This is a genomic window from Thermococcus gorgonarius (assembly GCF_002214385.1).
GTDB lineage: Archaea > Methanobacteriota_B > Thermococci > Thermococcales > Thermococcaceae > Thermococcus > Thermococcus gorgonarius.
In genome coordinates, this window is the sequence record NZ_CP014855.1 from 1,459,730 (window position 1) to 1,474,381 (window position 14,652).

General features: G+C 54.0%; 15 protein-coding genes and 3 pseudogenes. 5 read left to right on the forward strand and 13 right to left on the reverse strand.

All coding sequences use genetic code 11. The features are described from left to right. Position 1: 1 nt before the first annotated feature. From A3K92_RS08135 to hypA, 4 genes are read right to left on the reverse strand one after another with little or no spacing between them, the layout of a single operon-like run. Complete coding sequence (locus A3K92_RS08135; protein WP_088885781.1) at positions 2-367, reverse strand: HEPN domain-containing protein; 366 nt, start codon at positions 365-367, stop codon at positions 2-4. Beyond that, a complete protein-coding gene (locus A3K92_RS08140) occupies positions 364-684 on the reverse strand; it encodes a nucleotidyltransferase domain-containing protein (protein WP_088885782.1) in 321 nt (106 codons plus the stop codon). Before A3K92_RS08140 ends, A3K92_RS08135 begins: the two co-directional genes overlap by 4 nt. A gap of 46 nt (positions 685-730) precedes the next feature. Further along, the gene (locus A3K92_RS08145) at positions 731-1,462 is read right to left on the reverse strand and encodes an Mrp/NBP35 family ATP-binding protein (RefSeq protein WP_088885783.1); all 732 of its coding nucleotides are present in this window, start codon (positions 1,460-1,462) and stop codon (positions 731-733) included. Further along, positions 1,459-1,878, reverse strand: coding sequence for a hydrogenase nickel incorporation protein HypA (gene hypA, locus A3K92_RS08150; RefSeq protein WP_088885784.1), 420 nt, complete (start codon positions 1,876-1,878; stop codon positions 1,459-1,461). Before hypA ends, A3K92_RS08145 begins: the two co-directional genes overlap by 4 nt. A gap of 84 nt (positions 1,879-1,962) precedes the next feature. Between hypA and nikR the strand changes: the two genes are divergently transcribed. The 5 genes from nikR to A3K92_RS08175 all read left to right on the forward strand — a co-directional run bounded on the left by nikR (position 1,963) and on the right by A3K92_RS08175 (position 6,105). Next, a complete protein-coding gene (gene nikR / locus A3K92_RS08155) occupies positions 1,963-2,379 on the forward strand; it encodes a nickel-responsive transcriptional regulator NikR (RefSeq protein ID WP_088885785.1) in 417 nt (138 codons plus the stop codon). Positions 2,380-2,509: 130 nt separating this feature from the next. Beyond that, on the forward strand, positions 2,510-3,202 hold the full coding sequence (locus A3K92_RS08160) for an FmdE family protein (protein ID WP_088885786.1): 693 nt from the start codon (positions 2,510-2,512) through the stop codon (positions 3,200-3,202). 1 nt (position 3,203) lies between these two features. After that, positions 3,204-4,322, forward strand: coding sequence for an iron ABC transporter substrate-binding protein (locus A3K92_RS08165; RefSeq protein ID WP_088885787.1), 1,119 nt, complete (start codon positions 3,204-3,206; stop codon positions 4,320-4,322). Between the two features lie 5 nt (positions 4,323-4,327). Next, positions 4,328-5,362: a FecCD family ABC transporter permease gene (locus A3K92_RS08170; RefSeq protein ID WP_088885788.1), complete on the forward strand. Its 1,035-nt coding sequence runs from the start codon at positions 4,328-4,330 to the stop codon at positions 5,360-5,362. Then, the gene (locus A3K92_RS08175) at positions 5,359-6,105 is read left to right on the forward strand and encodes an ABC transporter ATP-binding protein (RefSeq protein ID WP_088885789.1); all 747 of its coding nucleotides are present in this window, start codon (positions 5,359-5,361) and stop codon (positions 6,103-6,105) included. Before A3K92_RS08170 ends, A3K92_RS08175 begins: the two co-directional genes overlap by 4 nt. On the opposite strand, the gene A3K92_RS08180 is transcribed toward A3K92_RS08175, so the two are convergent. From A3K92_RS08180 to A3K92_RS08225, 9 genes and pseudogenes are all read right to left on the reverse strand, one after another. Beyond that, the gene (locus A3K92_RS08180; RefSeq protein WP_088885790.1) at positions 6,102-7,331 is read right to left on the reverse strand and encodes an FprA family A-type flavoprotein; all 1,230 of its coding nucleotides are present in this window, start codon (positions 7,329-7,331) and stop codon (positions 6,102-6,104) included. The two genes, A3K92_RS08175 and A3K92_RS08180, sit on opposite strands and share 4 nt — an antisense overlap. 75 nt (positions 7,332-7,406) lie before the next feature. Next, on the reverse strand, positions 7,407-8,162 hold the full coding sequence (locus A3K92_RS08185) for a hypothetical protein (protein WP_232460866.1): 756 nt from the start codon (positions 8,160-8,162) through the stop codon (positions 7,407-7,409). Between the two features lie 195 nt (positions 8,163-8,357). Further along, positions 8,358-9,239, reverse strand: a pseudogene (locus tag A3K92_RS08190) (thiamine pyrophosphate-dependent enzyme). Then, positions 9,236-9,970, reverse strand: a pseudogene (locus A3K92_RS08195) (2-oxoacid:acceptor oxidoreductase subunit alpha); the annotation flags it as partial. The pseudogenes A3K92_RS08195 and A3K92_RS08190, both read right to left, overlap by 4 nt. Then, positions 9,970-10,095: pseudogene (locus A3K92_RS08200) on the reverse strand (thioredoxin family protein); the annotation flags it as partial. The pseudogenes A3K92_RS08200 and A3K92_RS08195, both read right to left, overlap by 1 nt. A 337-nt stretch (positions 10,096-10,432) precedes the next feature. Next, on the reverse strand, positions 10,433-11,551 hold the full coding sequence (locus tag A3K92_RS08210; RefSeq protein ID WP_088885792.1) for an ABC transporter ATP-binding protein: 1,119 nt from the start codon (positions 11,549-11,551) through the stop codon (positions 10,433-10,435). Between the two features lie 5 nt (positions 11,552-11,556). Further along, positions 11,557-12,573, reverse strand: coding sequence for a TrmB family transcriptional regulator (locus A3K92_RS08215; protein WP_088885793.1), 1,017 nt, complete (start codon positions 12,571-12,573; stop codon positions 11,557-11,559). 1 nt (position 12,574) lies between these two features. Then, positions 12,575-13,435 (reverse strand): carbohydrate kinase family protein, encoded by an 861-nt coding sequence (locus A3K92_RS08220; RefSeq protein ID WP_088885794.1) that lies wholly within the window; start codon positions 13,433-13,435, stop codon positions 12,575-12,577. 10 nt (positions 13,436-13,445) lie between these two features. After that, positions 13,446-14,648 (reverse strand): glycosyltransferase, encoded by a 1,203-nt coding sequence (locus A3K92_RS08225; protein WP_088885795.1) that lies wholly within the window; start codon positions 14,646-14,648, stop codon positions 13,446-13,448. Positions 14,649-14,652: the final 4 nt, after the last annotated feature.

Below are 14,652 nucleotides of genomic sequence, written 5' to 3' on the forward strand. Positions count from 1 at the left end.
CTCAAATTTTATCCAGTACAAACTCCAGAACTTTCTTTGCCGTTTCTATAGCCTCAGCGGCAATCTCCTTAGGGACAGTATAGTACCCCGGATATCTAACTTCAACGGCAAAATCCGAGAGGTAGTGGGCGTTCATGTCGTAGAGCCTTTCAAAAGATGGGTCTACCTCTTTACACAGTTCAATCAGGTAAGCGATGTCGTGGGTTCTGGGAACGGGTTTGCCTGCCTTCACAAGAAAAGCCTTCAGGAACTTCTCAACTGCTTGCTGGGCGTGGAATGCGGCATAATCATAGATTCCGTTCTCAAGGGCCAGTTCAGCGAGCCTGAGGTCGTCCTCGCCTTTGTTTATCCATCGCTCGTAACTCATACCCTGATTCCCTCCGAGAGGGCGTAGCTGTAAACGTAGCCGGGATCGTTTTTTAGTTTATCAAGTTTCTCTCTGGATATTATGAGGACGTCGATGGGCATTCCCCTCTTCGCGAGCCTCTTCCTAATCTCTCCACTGAGGTGGAGGCGCTCCCTCCAGCTAAGCTCTCTCCCGGTGACGATTAGGATATCCCAGTCGCTGTCCTTTCTAAAATCCCCCCTCGCGCGGGAGCCGAAGAGGATAATATCCTCTAACCCTATTCCCAATTCTCTGCAGACCTCGACAACTGTTTCCTTGATGAGTTCTTTTTCCTTCATTCCCGACCCCTAGACAAATTTGAAAAACTGGAGAAAACCCTTTCGCTCAGAGCTTCCCCGCCACTTCCTTTATCCTCTCCGCGAACTCAGTCTTCATGAGCTCGTCAACGTTTCCTATTCTGGCGTCGAGGTCAGGGTAGAAGGGTATCCCCGCTAAGTAGGGAATTCCGAACTCCTTTGCTAAGGCCTCGACGTCCTTTTCCTCGTCCAGCTTCATGTTTTCAACGATTCCGAGAACCCTGTGCTTCTCTTCAAGGAGGAGCTGGACGAGCTTTCTGACCACGTTGAGGGCGAGCTTTGAGGGCGTCGCTACAACCAGGAATTCACCCCTCTTGAGGAAGCGGAGCACATCGAGGAGCTGGTCGCCGAGGCCGGGCGGCATGTCAATGACGAGGTAGTCCAGCTCGTCCCAGCGGGTTATTGTGAGGAGCTCGATTAGAGCGTCGCTTATCTCCTTCCCGCGGAGCGGCGTCGGCCTGTCCTCGGTGTAGTAGGCTATCGTCATGAACTTAATTCCGTGGACTGTATGCGGAACGACGCCTTTGTCCTCCTCAGGGAACTCCTTCGGCTCAAAGCCGAGGATGACGTGGTCGCTCGCCCCGTGGAAGTCGAGGTCGAGGAGGCCTACCTTGTGGCCTTTCTCGGCCAAAGCTAAAGCCAGCGTTGTAGAAACCAGCGACTTCCCTACTCCGCCCTTTCCGCTGACGACCGGGATAATCCTCTTAACCTTCTCAAGCCTCGCGCTTATAGCTATCTCGCGCGGGTCTATACCTATCATTCCTCTCCCTCCTTCTCTATCATTATTCCCGCGACGTAAACGCCCCTACCCTGGACCACCTCAAAGTCGTGGCTCCCGCACTTTGGACAGGCCAGAAAGGCGTGCACAACCTCGGGGATGAAGTGAATGTCCTCCTTAATGCGCTCGTCGAAGGAATCTTTAACTTCCTTGAGCTTCCACTCATGGCCGCAGTTCCTGCACCTAAAAACCGCTTCCTCTTCTTCAAAGATTATCTCCGCACCCTCTGCGACAGTGCCCGTGAAGAGTTGCTCCATCGCGAACTTCACTATGTCTTCCGCGACGTCCTGCAGTTCGCCGAGAACAACCTTGACGGCCTTGACGCGCTTCGCTCCCTCCCTCTGGGCGTAGTCGAGGACAGTTCTAACTATGGCATCCGCTAAGGCCCACTCGTGCATGGTATCACCAAATTGGCATAAACGTAACACCTTAAAAAGGGTTGAGTTGAAAACCATACGTTGAACTGATAATGGGTGAGGGTCATGGGCGTTGTTCGCTTTGGCGTTTCAGTCCCTGAGGAGCTTCTTGAGAAGTTTGACAGGATCATCGAGGAGAAGGGCTACGTCAACCGGAGCGAGGCCATACGCGATATGATGCGCGACTTCATAGTCAGGCACGAGTGGGAGCAAGGCGACGCTGAAGTGGCTGGAACTATAACGATGCTCTACAACCATGACGAGGCCGATGTTGTGAAGGAGCTCCTCGATTTGCAGCACGACTACCTTGAGGAGATAATTTCGAGCATTCACGTCCACATGGACGAACACAACTGTCTTGAGGTCGTTATCGTCAAAGGAAAGGCAAGCAGAATAAAGGAGATAGCGGACAGGCTGTTGAGCCTGAAGGGAGTAAAGCACGGCAAGCTCGTCATGACTGGAACTGGAAAGGAGCTCGTTTAGGGTTCGCAGGGCAGTATCTATTTCTCCTTTTGGGTTCTTCGTGGGTTAGACGTTTGTAACCTCCGGTTAATAACACCAAATTCCAGAAATGGTTAAAAAGCGTGCTATTAAATCATGAAATGGTGATACTATGCTCAACCTCAACCGGCTGGTGGAGGCAGGAGATGCAGAGGGCATCCTCGAATACGCGAGGGAGTTTCACGGGCACGTCTGCCCCTACCTCGCGCTCGGGATACGGGCGTCCCTCCTGGCGATGGAAGAACTCGACGTCGGAAGGCTCGACTACTCGGGAAGCGTTGACGAGAGCATTCTCGCGATAGTCGAGGTGAACAGTTGCTTCACGGACGGCGTGCAGGTCACCACAGGCTGCACCCTCGGGAACAACTCGCTGATTTACTTCGACCTCGGAAAGACTGCCTTGACGCTCGTGAAGCGCTCGACGTGGGAAGGGGTGAGGGTCTACGCAGACGCAGAGAGGCTGGCCAAGTACTACCCACCCGGGGCGAGGGAGCTCTTCAACAAAGTCATCAAGGAAAGAAGGGGGACTCCAGAGGAGAGGGCAAAGCTCTGGAAGCTCTGGGAGGAAGCCGCTCACAGAATGCTCCACCTGCCGAGGGAGGAGTTCAAGGTCGAGCGCGTTAAAGTGCCGCCGATAGAGCAGGCACCCATATTCGATAGCGTACGTTGTTCGAAGTGCGGTGAACTCGTCATGGAGACGAGAGCTGTCTACCTCGATGGAAAGCCCTTCTGCCTCCGCTGCGCCGGGAAGAAGTACCTCGGCGTGGTCGGCAGGGGAATAATCGAACTCGGAGGGAGGGAGTGAAATGAAGAAATTACTCTCCCTTTTCATCATCGCGCTGGTTGTATCCCTCAGCGGCTGCATAGGGAGCATGAACACGGGGGGCACTAGTAAGGAGACCGTGACTGTCACTGACTCCCTTGGGAGAACGGTCGAGGTGCCGGCGAAGGTGACGAAGGTCGTCGCCGCTGGGCCAGGGGCATTGAGGCTCATAGTTTACCTCAACGCCAGCGACATGGTGGCTGGTGTTGAAGACTTTGAGAAGCGCTACTCCTACGGCAGGCCCTACATCATAGCCCATCCCGAACTCAAAGAACTGCCCAGCATAGGGCCCGGCGGGCCTGGCAAGCTGCCTGACTTCGAGGCCCTGATAAACCTCAAGCCCGACGTGATATTCATGACCTACGTCGATAAAAAGACCGCCGACGATATACAAGAGAAGACCAGAATTCCGGTCGTGGTTCTCAGCTACGGCGAGCTGGCGACCTTCGACGACGAGGAACTCTTCAAGTCCCTTGAGCTCGCTGGCAGGATACTCGGAAAGGAAGAAAGGGCGAAGGAGGTCATAAACTTCATCAAATCCGTCCAGGATGACCTTTCAAAGCGCACTGAGGGTGTGGAGCCCAAGAAGGTCTACGTCGGTGGGATCGGCTACAAAGGCGCCCACGGCATAGAGAGCACCGAAGGGGAGTACCCACCGTTCGTGGCGGTTCGCGCGGATAACGTCGCCGACGAACTCGGCAAAGGGCACCACTCGATAGACAAGGAGAAGCTCCTCGAGTGGCAGCCGGACTACATCTTCATCGACGAGGGTGGATTGAAGCTCCTCCTCGACGACTACAGGAAGAATCCCGACTTTTACAGCTCGCTGAAGGCAATAAAGAACGGCAACGTCTACGGCCTGCTCCCGTTCAACTTCTACACGACAAACATAGGCACTGCGCTGGCGGATGCATACTACATCGGAAAGGTCCTCTACCCAGAGCGCTTCAGCGACGTCGACCCAGCGGAGAAAGCAGACGAGATATACACCTTTCTCGTCGGGAAGCCGGTTTACAGGGAGATGGCCGAGCAGTTCGGAGGCTTTGGAAAGATAGACCTCGAGAACGGAACCGTTAAGTACTCACTACCAACCTCACCGTGATGGCCATGGACTACGAGAGGTACGTGGCGAGAAAGCTCTTCATTGGCGTCCTCCTTCTCCTCTTTACGATTCTGGTCAGCCTCTACTCCATCTCCCACGGCTCCTACTACATTCCCCTACGGGAGGTGCTCGACGCCCTCCTTGGAAAGGGGAGCGAGAGCGCTCACCTTGTCGTCTGGAAGGTCCGCATGCCCCGTATAGTGGCCGGCCTCCTCGTCGGCTCTGCACTTGCAGTTGCCGGTGCCGTTATGCAGGGATTCCTGAGGAACCCCCTTGCCACGCCTTTCACGATGGGCGTTTCCCACGGGGCCATGTTCGGTGCCTCCCTCGCCATAATCCTCGGTGCCGGCTATGCCGAGAGCTCTGGAAGGATATCCCTCGACAACCCCTACGCCGTCGTGCTCTTCGCCTTCATCGGCGCAATGACTGCGGTCGGGGTGATTCTGCTCCTGGCAAGGCTTAAAGGCCTGTCCCCGGAGGCTATAATCCTCGCCGGAGTGGCCATGAGCTCCCTCTTCGTCGCCCTCACCACATTCGTCCAGTACTTTGCCGACGAGCTTCAGCTGGCGGCGATGGTCTACTGGAGCTTCGGCGACCTCGGCAGGGCCACGTGGAGAGAGGACGCCATAATGCTGGCCGTGTTCACTCCGGTCTTCGTATACTTCGTCATAAAGAGGTGGGACCTGAACGCTTCGGCCGCCGGCGATGAGGTGGCGAAGAGCGTCGGCGTTGAGGTCGAGAGGGTTCGGCTGATATCGACCTTCCTCGCGGCGCTGATAACGGCCGTCAGCGTTGCTTTTGTCGGAGTTATCGGCTTCATAGGTTTGATAGCACCGCACGCCATAAGGCTCGTCGCCGGTGGTGACTACCGTTTCCTGATACCGCTTTCAGCCCTCGCGGGTGCGTTCCTGCTCGTGACTGCTGACACCGTCGCCAGGCTGGTACTGGCCCCGATGGTGCTTCCGGTTGGGATAGTGACCTCGTTCCTTGGGGCACCGACGTTCATATACCTGCTCGTGAAGATGGAGGGAAGGAGATGAAAGCTATAAAGGCCAGAAACCTCAGCTTTTCCTACAACGGCGCCGATGTTCTGAAGGGGATAAACCTTGAGGTTGAAGAAGGCGAGTTCTTGGCGATTCTCGGCCCGAACGGGGCCGGAAAGAGTACCCTCCTCAAGTGCATCTCAGGAATCCTGAACTGCAGGGGCGTCGAGGTTTTTGGAAAACCTATCGGAGAGTATTCTCGGAATGAATTAGCCAGAATAATTGCTTACGTGCCCCAGAGAACCGAGCCGGGCTTTATGACGGTTTTCGACACCGTTCTCCTCGGAAGGAGACCTTACATGGGACTGAGACCATCGAAGAAAGACCTCGAAGCTGTCAAAAGGGCACTCGAAAGAATGGGGATAGCTGGCTTTGCCCTGAAAACCACCAACAAACTGAGCGGCGGGGAACTGCAGAAGGTGGGCATAGCCCGGGCACTGGCCCAGGAGCCCAAAGTTCTGATGATGGACGAGCCGACGAACAACCTCGACATAAGGAGCCAGCTGGAGGTCATGCGCCTCGCGAGGGATTTCTCCGCAGAGGGCGGTACTGTCATCATGGTGATGCACGATGTCAACCTCGCCCTCCGCTTTGCCAGACGGTTTGTTTTCATGAAAAACGGCAGAATAGTTGCTGACGGCGGGAGGGAGATACTGAAGCCTTCCCTCTTCAGGGAGGTTTACGGTGTCAATGTGATAATAGAAGAGGTGAGGGGAATCCCCCTCGTCGTGCCCGTTTAGCTGATCCAGCCCACCAGCTTCCTCACGCCTTCTCTGAGCTTTTCCTCGTCCTCCTTTGTTGGCATCCCCTTGCTCTCTACCGTATCGACGAGGTCGAACTTGCTCCTGCTGATGAGGGTCTCTATCTTCTTGCCCGCAACGCCGCCCCAGCCGAAGGCACCGACAATGAGGACCGGCTTCTCGTAGTTGGCCTTGTCGAGTATCTCGTAGAGGGTGTAGCGTATTCTTGGATGTATCTCAGCCTCGTAGGTTGAGGCGCCGATTATCAAAGCCTCGCTGTCCGGAACCTCACCGAGTATGTCGCTCACAGCTGGAGCCTCCTTGTCCGTGAAGCGGTAAACGACGGGCTTCTTGCCGAGCTTCTTGAGCTCGTCGATAACGATGTTCATCCTCCTCTCAACGAAGCCGTACATTGAGTCGTAGATGACCAGCACCTTGTCCTTCGTGGCCTTTCCTGCGCCAACGGCCTCGTAGTGCTCGAATATCCTCTTAGGGTTCTTTCTCCACACGAGTCCGTGGCCGGGCAGTATCATCCTTGCCCCCTCAACGATGCCGAGCTCCTTGAGCTTCTTTATGTTCTGGACGATGTACTTGTGGTAGTGGCCGATGACGGTAACGATGTACTTGGTGACGTGCGGCAGGTACTCCTCCACAACTCTCTCGTCGCTGTCGTCTATCGTCTCCGGAATTCCGTAGCCGCCGCCGGCGTCGCAGCTGAATATGAGCTTATCTTCAACCACGTAGGTTATCATCGTGTCGGGCCAGTGGAGCCAGGGGACGGCTATGAAGCGGAAGGTTTTGCCTCCAATCTGCATCTCCTCGCCGTCCTTGACGACCTTGAAGTTCTCAACTACCTTCTCACCGTAGAAGCCCTGGAGGAGGTTCCTCGCGAAGGTCGTGCCTATTACCTGTGCCCTGTAGCCGTTCTCTTCAAGAACCTTCGGCAGTGCTCCGCTGTGGTCCGGTTCTGTATGGTGGACTATTATGTGCGTTATCTCCTTCGGGTCAACGAGCTTTTTCAATGCATCCATGAAGAGGTCGGTATATTCGGCCTTGGTCGTGTCAAAGAGCACAACCGCGTCTTTCAGCTTCATCAGGTAGGAGTTGTAAGTTATGCCCTCCGGGATGTCCCAGGTGGCCTCGAAGTACTTGATCTTGTCATCGTCAACCCTGATGATGTACAGTTCGGGATCGGTGCAGAGCTGCTCAACCCTAACGTCGACCATTGGCATCACCGTAGGGAGTTCGAAAGAACGGATAAAAAGGTTTTCATCGAAAAAATAGAAATTCGAAAAGGGAACTCACTTCAGGTAGAGAATCGCCAGGGTTATGACATAAAGAAGCATCACACTCCCAAAGACGCTCCAGCCGAGCCTTTTTATGTCCTCTATCTTCGCCACGTAGGTGCCCTCCCTCAGGTTTCTGAGAAGCCTCACCGTCGGCTCTATCAGCGCCAAGACGAGGTAGGGGTTATAAAGAACCACGAGAAAAGCTGGAAGCCACGCAATCAGCGGGTACTTCCTCGGGAACTTCCTGAAGGCAAGCTTTGTCTCAACGTAAGCCGCTCCAATCGCCTCGTAGTAGGCTAAGAGGAACCAGAATACAAAGATGTCATCGCTGAAAGGCCTGCCAGAAACTGCCGGAGCAAATAAAGCCGGCACCGCAGGAAGGAGATTGCCAAGAGCGTATGTTACCGGGCTCTTCCAGCCTTTGGTTCTTGAGAACGCGAAGTGGAGCGCAAAGAGGACCGCGACGACGCCAAACGGGATTGTAAGTACGCTGATTAAATCGTCAATGCTCCTCCACCAGTAGAGTGCTGGAATGAGGTAGGTCAGCCCGTTAATGCCCAGGGCGACGGCCATGTCCTTAAGCTTCCATGCCCGGTAGGAGTCGAAGGCGTAGTCGAAGGTGAAGAACGTGACGAGTGCAACAGCCATCCCGATGAGCCAGCCCAGCCAGTCAGCATGAGCCAGGATTAAGCCGCCTATCATTGATAGAACTATCGTTCCGCCCGCTCCAGGTTCCCTCGGAATCTGGAAAACTCCACCCATCTTCATCCCTACTCATCCTAAATCTGCACTTTAAATCCTTTTCTGGGCGCATCTGGGTAGAGAATTATCAGGATTCCAAAAAGAGAAAAACAGCAAGGAACAAAAGCCAGAAGTTACATGGATTCCAGTGATTGTTTTCTCATTGGCGCAAACTAAACGGCTTCCACAAAATTGACGTGCTCTGAATATAAAAGGAAAAGATCAACTCTTCTCCTTGAAGAACTTCTTCACGAGGTCAAGTTTTGGCTCGCGCTTCCAGAGCGGGGTCTTGTCCTTCCTGTAAGCTGGAACCATCTCCTCGAAGGTCGGCTTCTCGTTGATGTAGAAGATTCCCAGCGGGAGCGGGTTGCTCTCAAGGGCGCGTTTAAATGCCGCTTCCCTGTCGTAGGGGTCGTGGTCGTCCATCCAGTAGGTGTGCTCCCTGTACCATGCGTAGGTGTTCACCTTGTTGAAGCTGACGCAGGGGTGCAGGATGTCAACAATCGCGAGGCCCTTATGCTGAATCGCCTTCTTGATGATCTCGACGCTCTCCTTGAAGTAGCCCATAAACGTTCTTGCCACGAAAGAGGCGTTTAAAGCCACCGCAAGCGCGACCGGGTTGAAGGGCTCCTCAAAGACGCCCCAGGGCTGTGTTGGCGTCTTCATTCCGAGCATCGTCGTCGGTGAGGCCTACCCCTTGGTGAGGCCGTAAACCTGGTTGTCGTGAATGAGTACCGTTATGTCGGGGTTCTTCCTTATCGCGTGCATAAGGTGGTTTCCGCCCTCCGCGTACATGTCGCCGTCTCCGCCTTCAGCTATAACCGTCAGCTCCGGGTTAGATGCCTTAACGCCAGTCGCTATGGGTATTGCCCTTCCGTGGAGCGTGTGGTAGCCGTTGGCGTTGACGTAGTGGGGCATCTTTGCCGCCTGGCCAATTCCGCTGATTATCGCGACTTGGTTCGGTTTTAACCCGAGTTCAGCCAGGGCGGAGATGAGTATGTTCCTTATGCCGAAGTTTCCACAGCCGGGGCACCAGGCTATATCTTCACTCCCCGGCCTCTTTGGCTCAAAGAGTTCTCTTCCGGTGGGAAGCTGAACGTTCATTCTACCACCCCCTTGAGGGCCTCAACAACCTCTTCAACAGGGAAGGGCCTCCCATCGTACTTGAGAACCCTGTGGTCGGCCCTAACGCCGAGTTCTTTCCAGAGCAAATCGGCAAACTGGCCCGTTATGTTGTTCTCCACAACTATCACCTTCCTGCCCTCGAAGAACTTCCTGACTTCAGGGTTGAGCGGGTAGACCCAGCTGAAGTGTAAGTGTGCCACTTTATCGCTCCCGAGCTTCTCAAGGGCTTCCTCGACGACGTGGAAGGTCGAACCCCAGCTTACCACGAGGTATTCTGCATTCTCGTCGCCGATCAGCTTTGGAAGCGGGGCGTTCCTTTTTATGGTTTCGAGTTTTCTGATAGCCCTTTTCTCCTGCATCTTTATTGTCAGCTCTGCATCCTCTGTTATGTCTCCCCATTCGTCGTGCTCGTTTCCGTTGGCTATCACTACTTCCTCGCCGTAACCGGGAACGGCCCTCGGCGAGATCCCGTCCTCGGTCAGCTCATACCTCCTGTAGCCGGGCTTTGCTTCAACGATGTGGCGCTCGAACTTGACCCTGCTCACATCGGGCGCAGGCAGGTTGTAGTAGGTGTCCACGAAGTACTGGTCGGTGAGGACTATCACGGGCACCTGGTACTTATCGGCCAGGTTGAGGGCCTCTGCAGTAAGGTAGAACGCCTCCTCGAGGCTTCCTGGGGCGAGGATTATCCTCGGGAAGTCTCCGTGGCCGGCGTAGAGGACGAGGTTATGACCTCTATGAAAACTTTGGGCCCCTTTGGCCTTTCCTCTATCATTCCCGCCCTCTTCATGAGCTCGAGCATTTTCTTGCGCCTTATCATCTCCAGCTCGTCCATGCCCTCACCCCTATGGGAGTGAAAAATCGGGTTTAAAAGAGATTATGTGAAAAAACTTTCAAAAGCCTGGTTTTCACATGTACTCCCACACGCCAGTGCCCCTGAAGTTGTGTATTATCCAGGCCCGTCCAGGGGGAGAAGACTAGCCAATCCAAAAAAGTTGCTTGCCCCTATAAAAGAAGCTGAGGCCGCGACCTTATGGGAGAGCTTCCAGAGCCAGGCCCAGCCGTATGCTACGGAGAGGATGAAGTATATCCGAATGGTCAGCAGTATCTAAAGTGAGAGAAGAGCAGGGAAAAGAATAAGAAAGAAAAGCTTCTTGATCTTCCGGTGAAGTTCAGAATACTGCTTTTCCACTTCTTTTCTCGAAGATATGGATTTTCTTCATGTCAAAGACTATGTCCACTTCTTCGCCCTCACTGACCTTCGACTCCGCAGGGAACTTACCCACAAGAGTAACATCTCCAACCTTCAGGTGAACAACCTTCTCCCCACCGAGATTTTCCACAATCTCAACCAGCGCCCTGGCCATGTTCTCCCCGGGAATCTTGACCTGCGCGAAGAACGCATCGTACACGTCCTCCGGGCGGATTCCGAAAATCACTTCTTTTCCGATCAATCCGGCCTCCTCGAGGACTTCAACCTGATCGGGCAGGAGTTTAAGTTTGAAATCCCCAAAGTCCGCGAAGCCTTCCTCCGTAATGTTCACGCTCATGAAGTTCATTGGCGGGCTTCCAATGAAGCCGGCCACGAAGGTATTAGCCGGCCTGTCATAAACCTCTTCCGGGGTTCCAACCTGCTGAAGTTGCCCCTGGTTGATTACAGCTATCCTATCGCCCATTGTCATTGCTTCAACCTGATCATGAGTCACGTAAATCGTTGTCACGCCAAGCTGCCTCTGAAGTCTCTTCAATTCCGCACGCATTTTAACTCTCAACTTAGCGTCCAGGTTACTCAACGGCTCGTCCATGAGGAAGACCTGTGGTCTCCTCACTATCGCTCTGCCTAGGGCTACCCTCTGCCTCTGACCTCCACTGAGCTCTCTGGGTTTTCTGTTCAGGAGTTCACTCAACCCAAGCATTTCTGCAACTTCTCTAACGCGCTGGTCAATCTCACTCTTCGGAACTTTCCTGAGTTTTAGTGGGAAGGCTATGTTGTCGTAAACCGTCATATGCGGGTAGAGAGCATAGCTCTGGAAGACCATGGCAATGTCCCTGTCTTTGGGTGGCACGAAGACTCCTTTTTCTGGGTCGGCGACTAGTTTGTCGCCGATGTAGATTTTCCCCTTGCTGGGTTCTTCCAGGCCCGCTATCATCCTAAGCGTGGTTGTTTTACCGCATCCACTCGGACCCAGGAGAATCATAAACTCCCCATCCTTAATGTCAAGGTTTATGTCCTTAACAGCCTCAAACTCCCCAAATATCTTCCACACATTCTCCAGCCTGACCTCAGCCATCACACTCACCCCTGAATATCTTCATTGTTATGAGATTTCTTCGGACGGAGCACGACGCCGACCGCCTCGTACTCCTCAAGTATGGAGAACGGTCCTCCGATGAGGACTTTTCTATCCCCAGTGTCCAAAATGAAGTTGTTTATTATCCTGGTGTTCGTAAAGTCGGTAACCCTACCTCTGAGTACCTCTCCAGAGATCGTGTGAACCTCTGCGTCCACCTCAAAACCCTTCGTGAGGAAATTCTCAATCACCTGAATGGCGTGGTAGAACACTGCGAACCTCATATCTCCATTTCCATTCAACGCGAAATTCATGGGCTTTGATTCCTCGAAGATGTCCCTGAGGTAGATGTAGTAGGAGAATATTATCTCCGGGAAGTTGGACTTGAAGCCGGAGGGCAACTCTTCCTCAACGTTGAAGACCAAGCTGGGAGAGACCAGAACCTCAGTTGTGTCCCTCATGGCGATTATGTGCCCTATCTTGTCGGTCAGTCTTATGAAGACGTTCCCTTCCATAGTCAGACCCGGCTCCTCGTCAGTGTAGATGGAGACCGTGACCCCCTTCTCCAGAAGCCCCCTGAGGCCGTCCTCGACCTTCGGGAGGAAGCCCTTCGGGGCGAGCAGTGTGAACTCGAACTTTGCCTTCTTCATCATAGTTTTCAGGCTCAGGAGGACTTCCTCGGGAGAGGAGAACCTCCATATCGCGTACTTCTGTTCCTCAACGCCCATGCTCTCCGCGAATTGCCTGATTTCCTCGACCAGTTCTTCCAACGACCTGCTGTAGCGGTGGAATGCCACTTCGGGCTCGACCGCCACGAAAGTCCTGGCCTTGCCCTCCAGCTCTTCAACGAAGCCTCTTTCTTTAAGGGAGGTCAGGACGTCATAGGTCCGGTTGTAGGGAATTTGAGCCCTCTGGGAAATACCCCTGGCGGTTAGGGGACCATATGAGAGGAGGGTTATATAGGCAAGCGCCTCGTACTTGGTGAACCCAAACTTCTTGAGCTTTTCCAGCAGGCTCTCCACATTACCTCACCTTTACCAGTGTTCCCTCTGCACGGACTACCTTTGAGGCAACTTCTACCCCGGACCTTATAGCCTCTTCCATCTCGTGACCCTGTGAGAGCTTTGCCAGCACCGTTCCCAGAAGTGAGTCCCCCGCTCCAGTCGGGTCAACCAGCTCCGCCTTCTCTGCCGGCACCCTGATGTATCCGCCCTCCTCCGTAAGTGCTATGACGCCCTTCGAGCCCATGCTCAGGATGACGTTCTTGGCACCCAGTTTTTTGAATCCTCTCAGAACGGCTATCGGATCCTTGATTCCCAGGAGCTCCTTGGCGTCGTCGAGAGAAGGCTTGACTAGGTCTGCCAGCGAAATGGCCTCAAGCAGGGCCTTCTCGTCCGCTCCCCACTTTTCCCATATCCGCCTTCTGTAGTTGGGGTCAACGGAAATTAAAGCGCCGTTCTCTTTGGCGGACTTCAGCGCCTCCAGTATCGTTTCCCTGGCAGGAGAGAGTGAGAGTGCAAAGGCCGAGGTGTGCACAATCCTCGCGTCCTTCCAGGTCTCTTCCAGCTGCCCCTTTGTTATGAACCTGTCGGCCCCTCTGTAGATTATTGGAATTGGGGTCTCACTCTCGGCCTTTATTAGCACTAAAGTTGTGTTGTGATCGACAACCGAGAGCGTCGGCTTGAAGTCTAATTCCTTGAGCTCCTTCTTTATATTGTCCCCAAGGAAGTCATCCCCTATCGTGCCTATAAATGAGGACTTTGCCCCCGCCTGCTGGGAATAAAAGGAAACGTTAAGGCAGGAGCCTCCGGTGTGCATACTAATCTTCCCGTCTATAAGCTTCAGATCCACCAGCACTTCCCCGATTGATAGCACGTCCAGCATGTCTTTCCCCTCACAGCCCCTCGTAGAGGTCCCGCATTTTCCGAGCTACACTGTCCCAGGAGTACTTCTCGGTAACCTTTCGGTAGGCTCTCTCGGCGAAGATCTTTCTGAGCCCTTCGTCCTCAAGCATGAAGGCTATTTTCTTACCCATCTCCTCTGAGTCCCTCGGATCAACGAGGAAGCCGTCATACCCGTCCTGGAGAACCTCCGCCGGACCTCCAAACTTCGTGGCGACGATCGGGGTCTTGCACGCCATGGCCTCTAGCATAACTATCCCGAAGGGTTCGTAGGGTGAAGGCAGAACGAAGACGTCCGCAGCTGAGTAGTACTTGGGAACCATGCTGACGGGCTCTATTGCGGGGATTATTTTGACATACTCCTTAACTTCAAGCTCCTCAATGAGGCTTAGGAGCTTGTTCATCTGCTTCTCTTCTTCCTTCGCCCCGGTACCGGTGCTTATGAGCACGAGAAAGTTTCTTTGATAATACTTCTTTATGTAAGGGACGCTTTTTATCAGCAGATCGAGGCCCTTCCTGGGGTCGAGCCTTGCGAGGGTGAAAACCAGAGGAACTTCTGGGAGGCCGAGCTCCCTCTTCAGCTCTCTTTTGTCGCCCATGGGTCTGTAGAAGGTCGTGTCCACGCCGATGGGGATGACGTGTATCTTGCCCTCGTCAATCCCGTAGAGGCTCGCGATGTCCCCCTTCTCGATCTCCGTCGTGGCGACTATGGCATCACTCGTCTCATAGATTTTCTTCTCGAGCTCTATCCTTTCCCTGTAAGGCTCGAAGTCGCCGAGGGCCTTTGCCTTCAGTATTCCCAGCGAGTGGGAGGTGTGAACCATCTTAACCCCGTGGCGATCCTTGAGCTCCATCCCCACGAAGCCGCCGTCCCAGTAGTGGGTGTGAACAATATCATAGCCCTCTTTCTCGAAGTACTCGGAAACCTTGTCCGTGAACTCTGGTAGGTAAGGCATGAGCTTCTCCTTGGGGATGAAGCCATCGGGTCCGCACTCTATCCTGATCACTCTGACGTTCTCGTTTATGTGCTCTATCTCCTTTCTTCCACCCCTCTGCCTCGTGAATATGTCAACCTTTACTCCCAAAGCCCCTAAGTGCCTGCTCAGCTCCTTAACGTAGACGCACTGGCCGCCCGTATCGGGCTCGCCGAGCTTCCCGAGCGGGTCACCGTGGGGAGTTACCATGGCAACCTTCATCTTC

Coding starts and splice junctions, on each gene's coding strand:
- hypA (WP_088885784.1), bottom strand. CDS start 1,878: ATGCACGAGTGGGCCTTAGCGGATGCCATAGTTAGAACTGTCCTCGAC.
- A3K92_RS08185 (WP_232460866.1), bottom strand. CDS start 8,162: ATGAAGATGGGTGGAGTTTTCCAGATTCCGAGGGAACCTGGAGCGGGC.
- nikR (WP_088885785.1), top strand. CDS start 1,963: ATGGGCGTTGTTCGCTTTGGCGTTTCAGTCCCTGAGGAGCTTCTTGAG.
- A3K92_RS08225 (WP_088885795.1), bottom strand. CDS start 14,648: ATGAAGGTTGCCATGGTAACTCCCCACGGTGACCCGCTCGGGAAGCTC.
- A3K92_RS08135 (WP_088885781.1), bottom strand. CDS start 367: ATGAGTTACGAGCGATGGATAAACAAAGGCGAGGACGACCTCAGGCTC.
- A3K92_RS08160 (WP_088885786.1), top strand. CDS start 2,510: ATGCTCAACCTCAACCGGCTGGTGGAGGCAGGAGATGCAGAGGGCATC.
- A3K92_RS08210 (WP_088885792.1), bottom strand. CDS start 11,551: ATGGCTGAGGTCAGGCTGGAGAATGTGTGGAAGATATTTGGGGAGTTT.
- A3K92_RS08165 (WP_088885787.1), top strand. CDS start 3,204: ATGAAGAAATTACTCTCCCTTTTCATCATCGCGCTGGTTGTATCCCTC.
- A3K92_RS08180 (WP_088885790.1), bottom strand. CDS start 7,331: ATGGTCGACGTTAGGGTTGAGCAGCTCTGCACCGATCCCGAACTGTAC.
- A3K92_RS08140 (WP_088885782.1), bottom strand. CDS start 684: ATGAAGGAAAAAGAACTCATCAAGGAAACAGTTGTCGAGGTCTGCAGA.
- A3K92_RS08145 (WP_088885783.1), bottom strand. CDS start 1,462: ATGATAGGTATAGACCCGCGCGAGATAGCTATAAGCGCGAGGCTTGAG.
- A3K92_RS08175 (WP_088885789.1), top strand. CDS start 5,359: ATGAAAGCTATAAAGGCCAGAAACCTCAGCTTTTCCTACAACGGCGCC.
- A3K92_RS08170 (WP_088885788.1), top strand. CDS start 4,328: ATGGACTACGAGAGGTACGTGGCGAGAAAGCTCTTCATTGGCGTCCTC.
- A3K92_RS08220 (WP_088885794.1), bottom strand. CDS start 13,435: ATGCTGGACGTGCTATCAATCGGGGAAGTGCTGGTGGATCTGAAGCTT.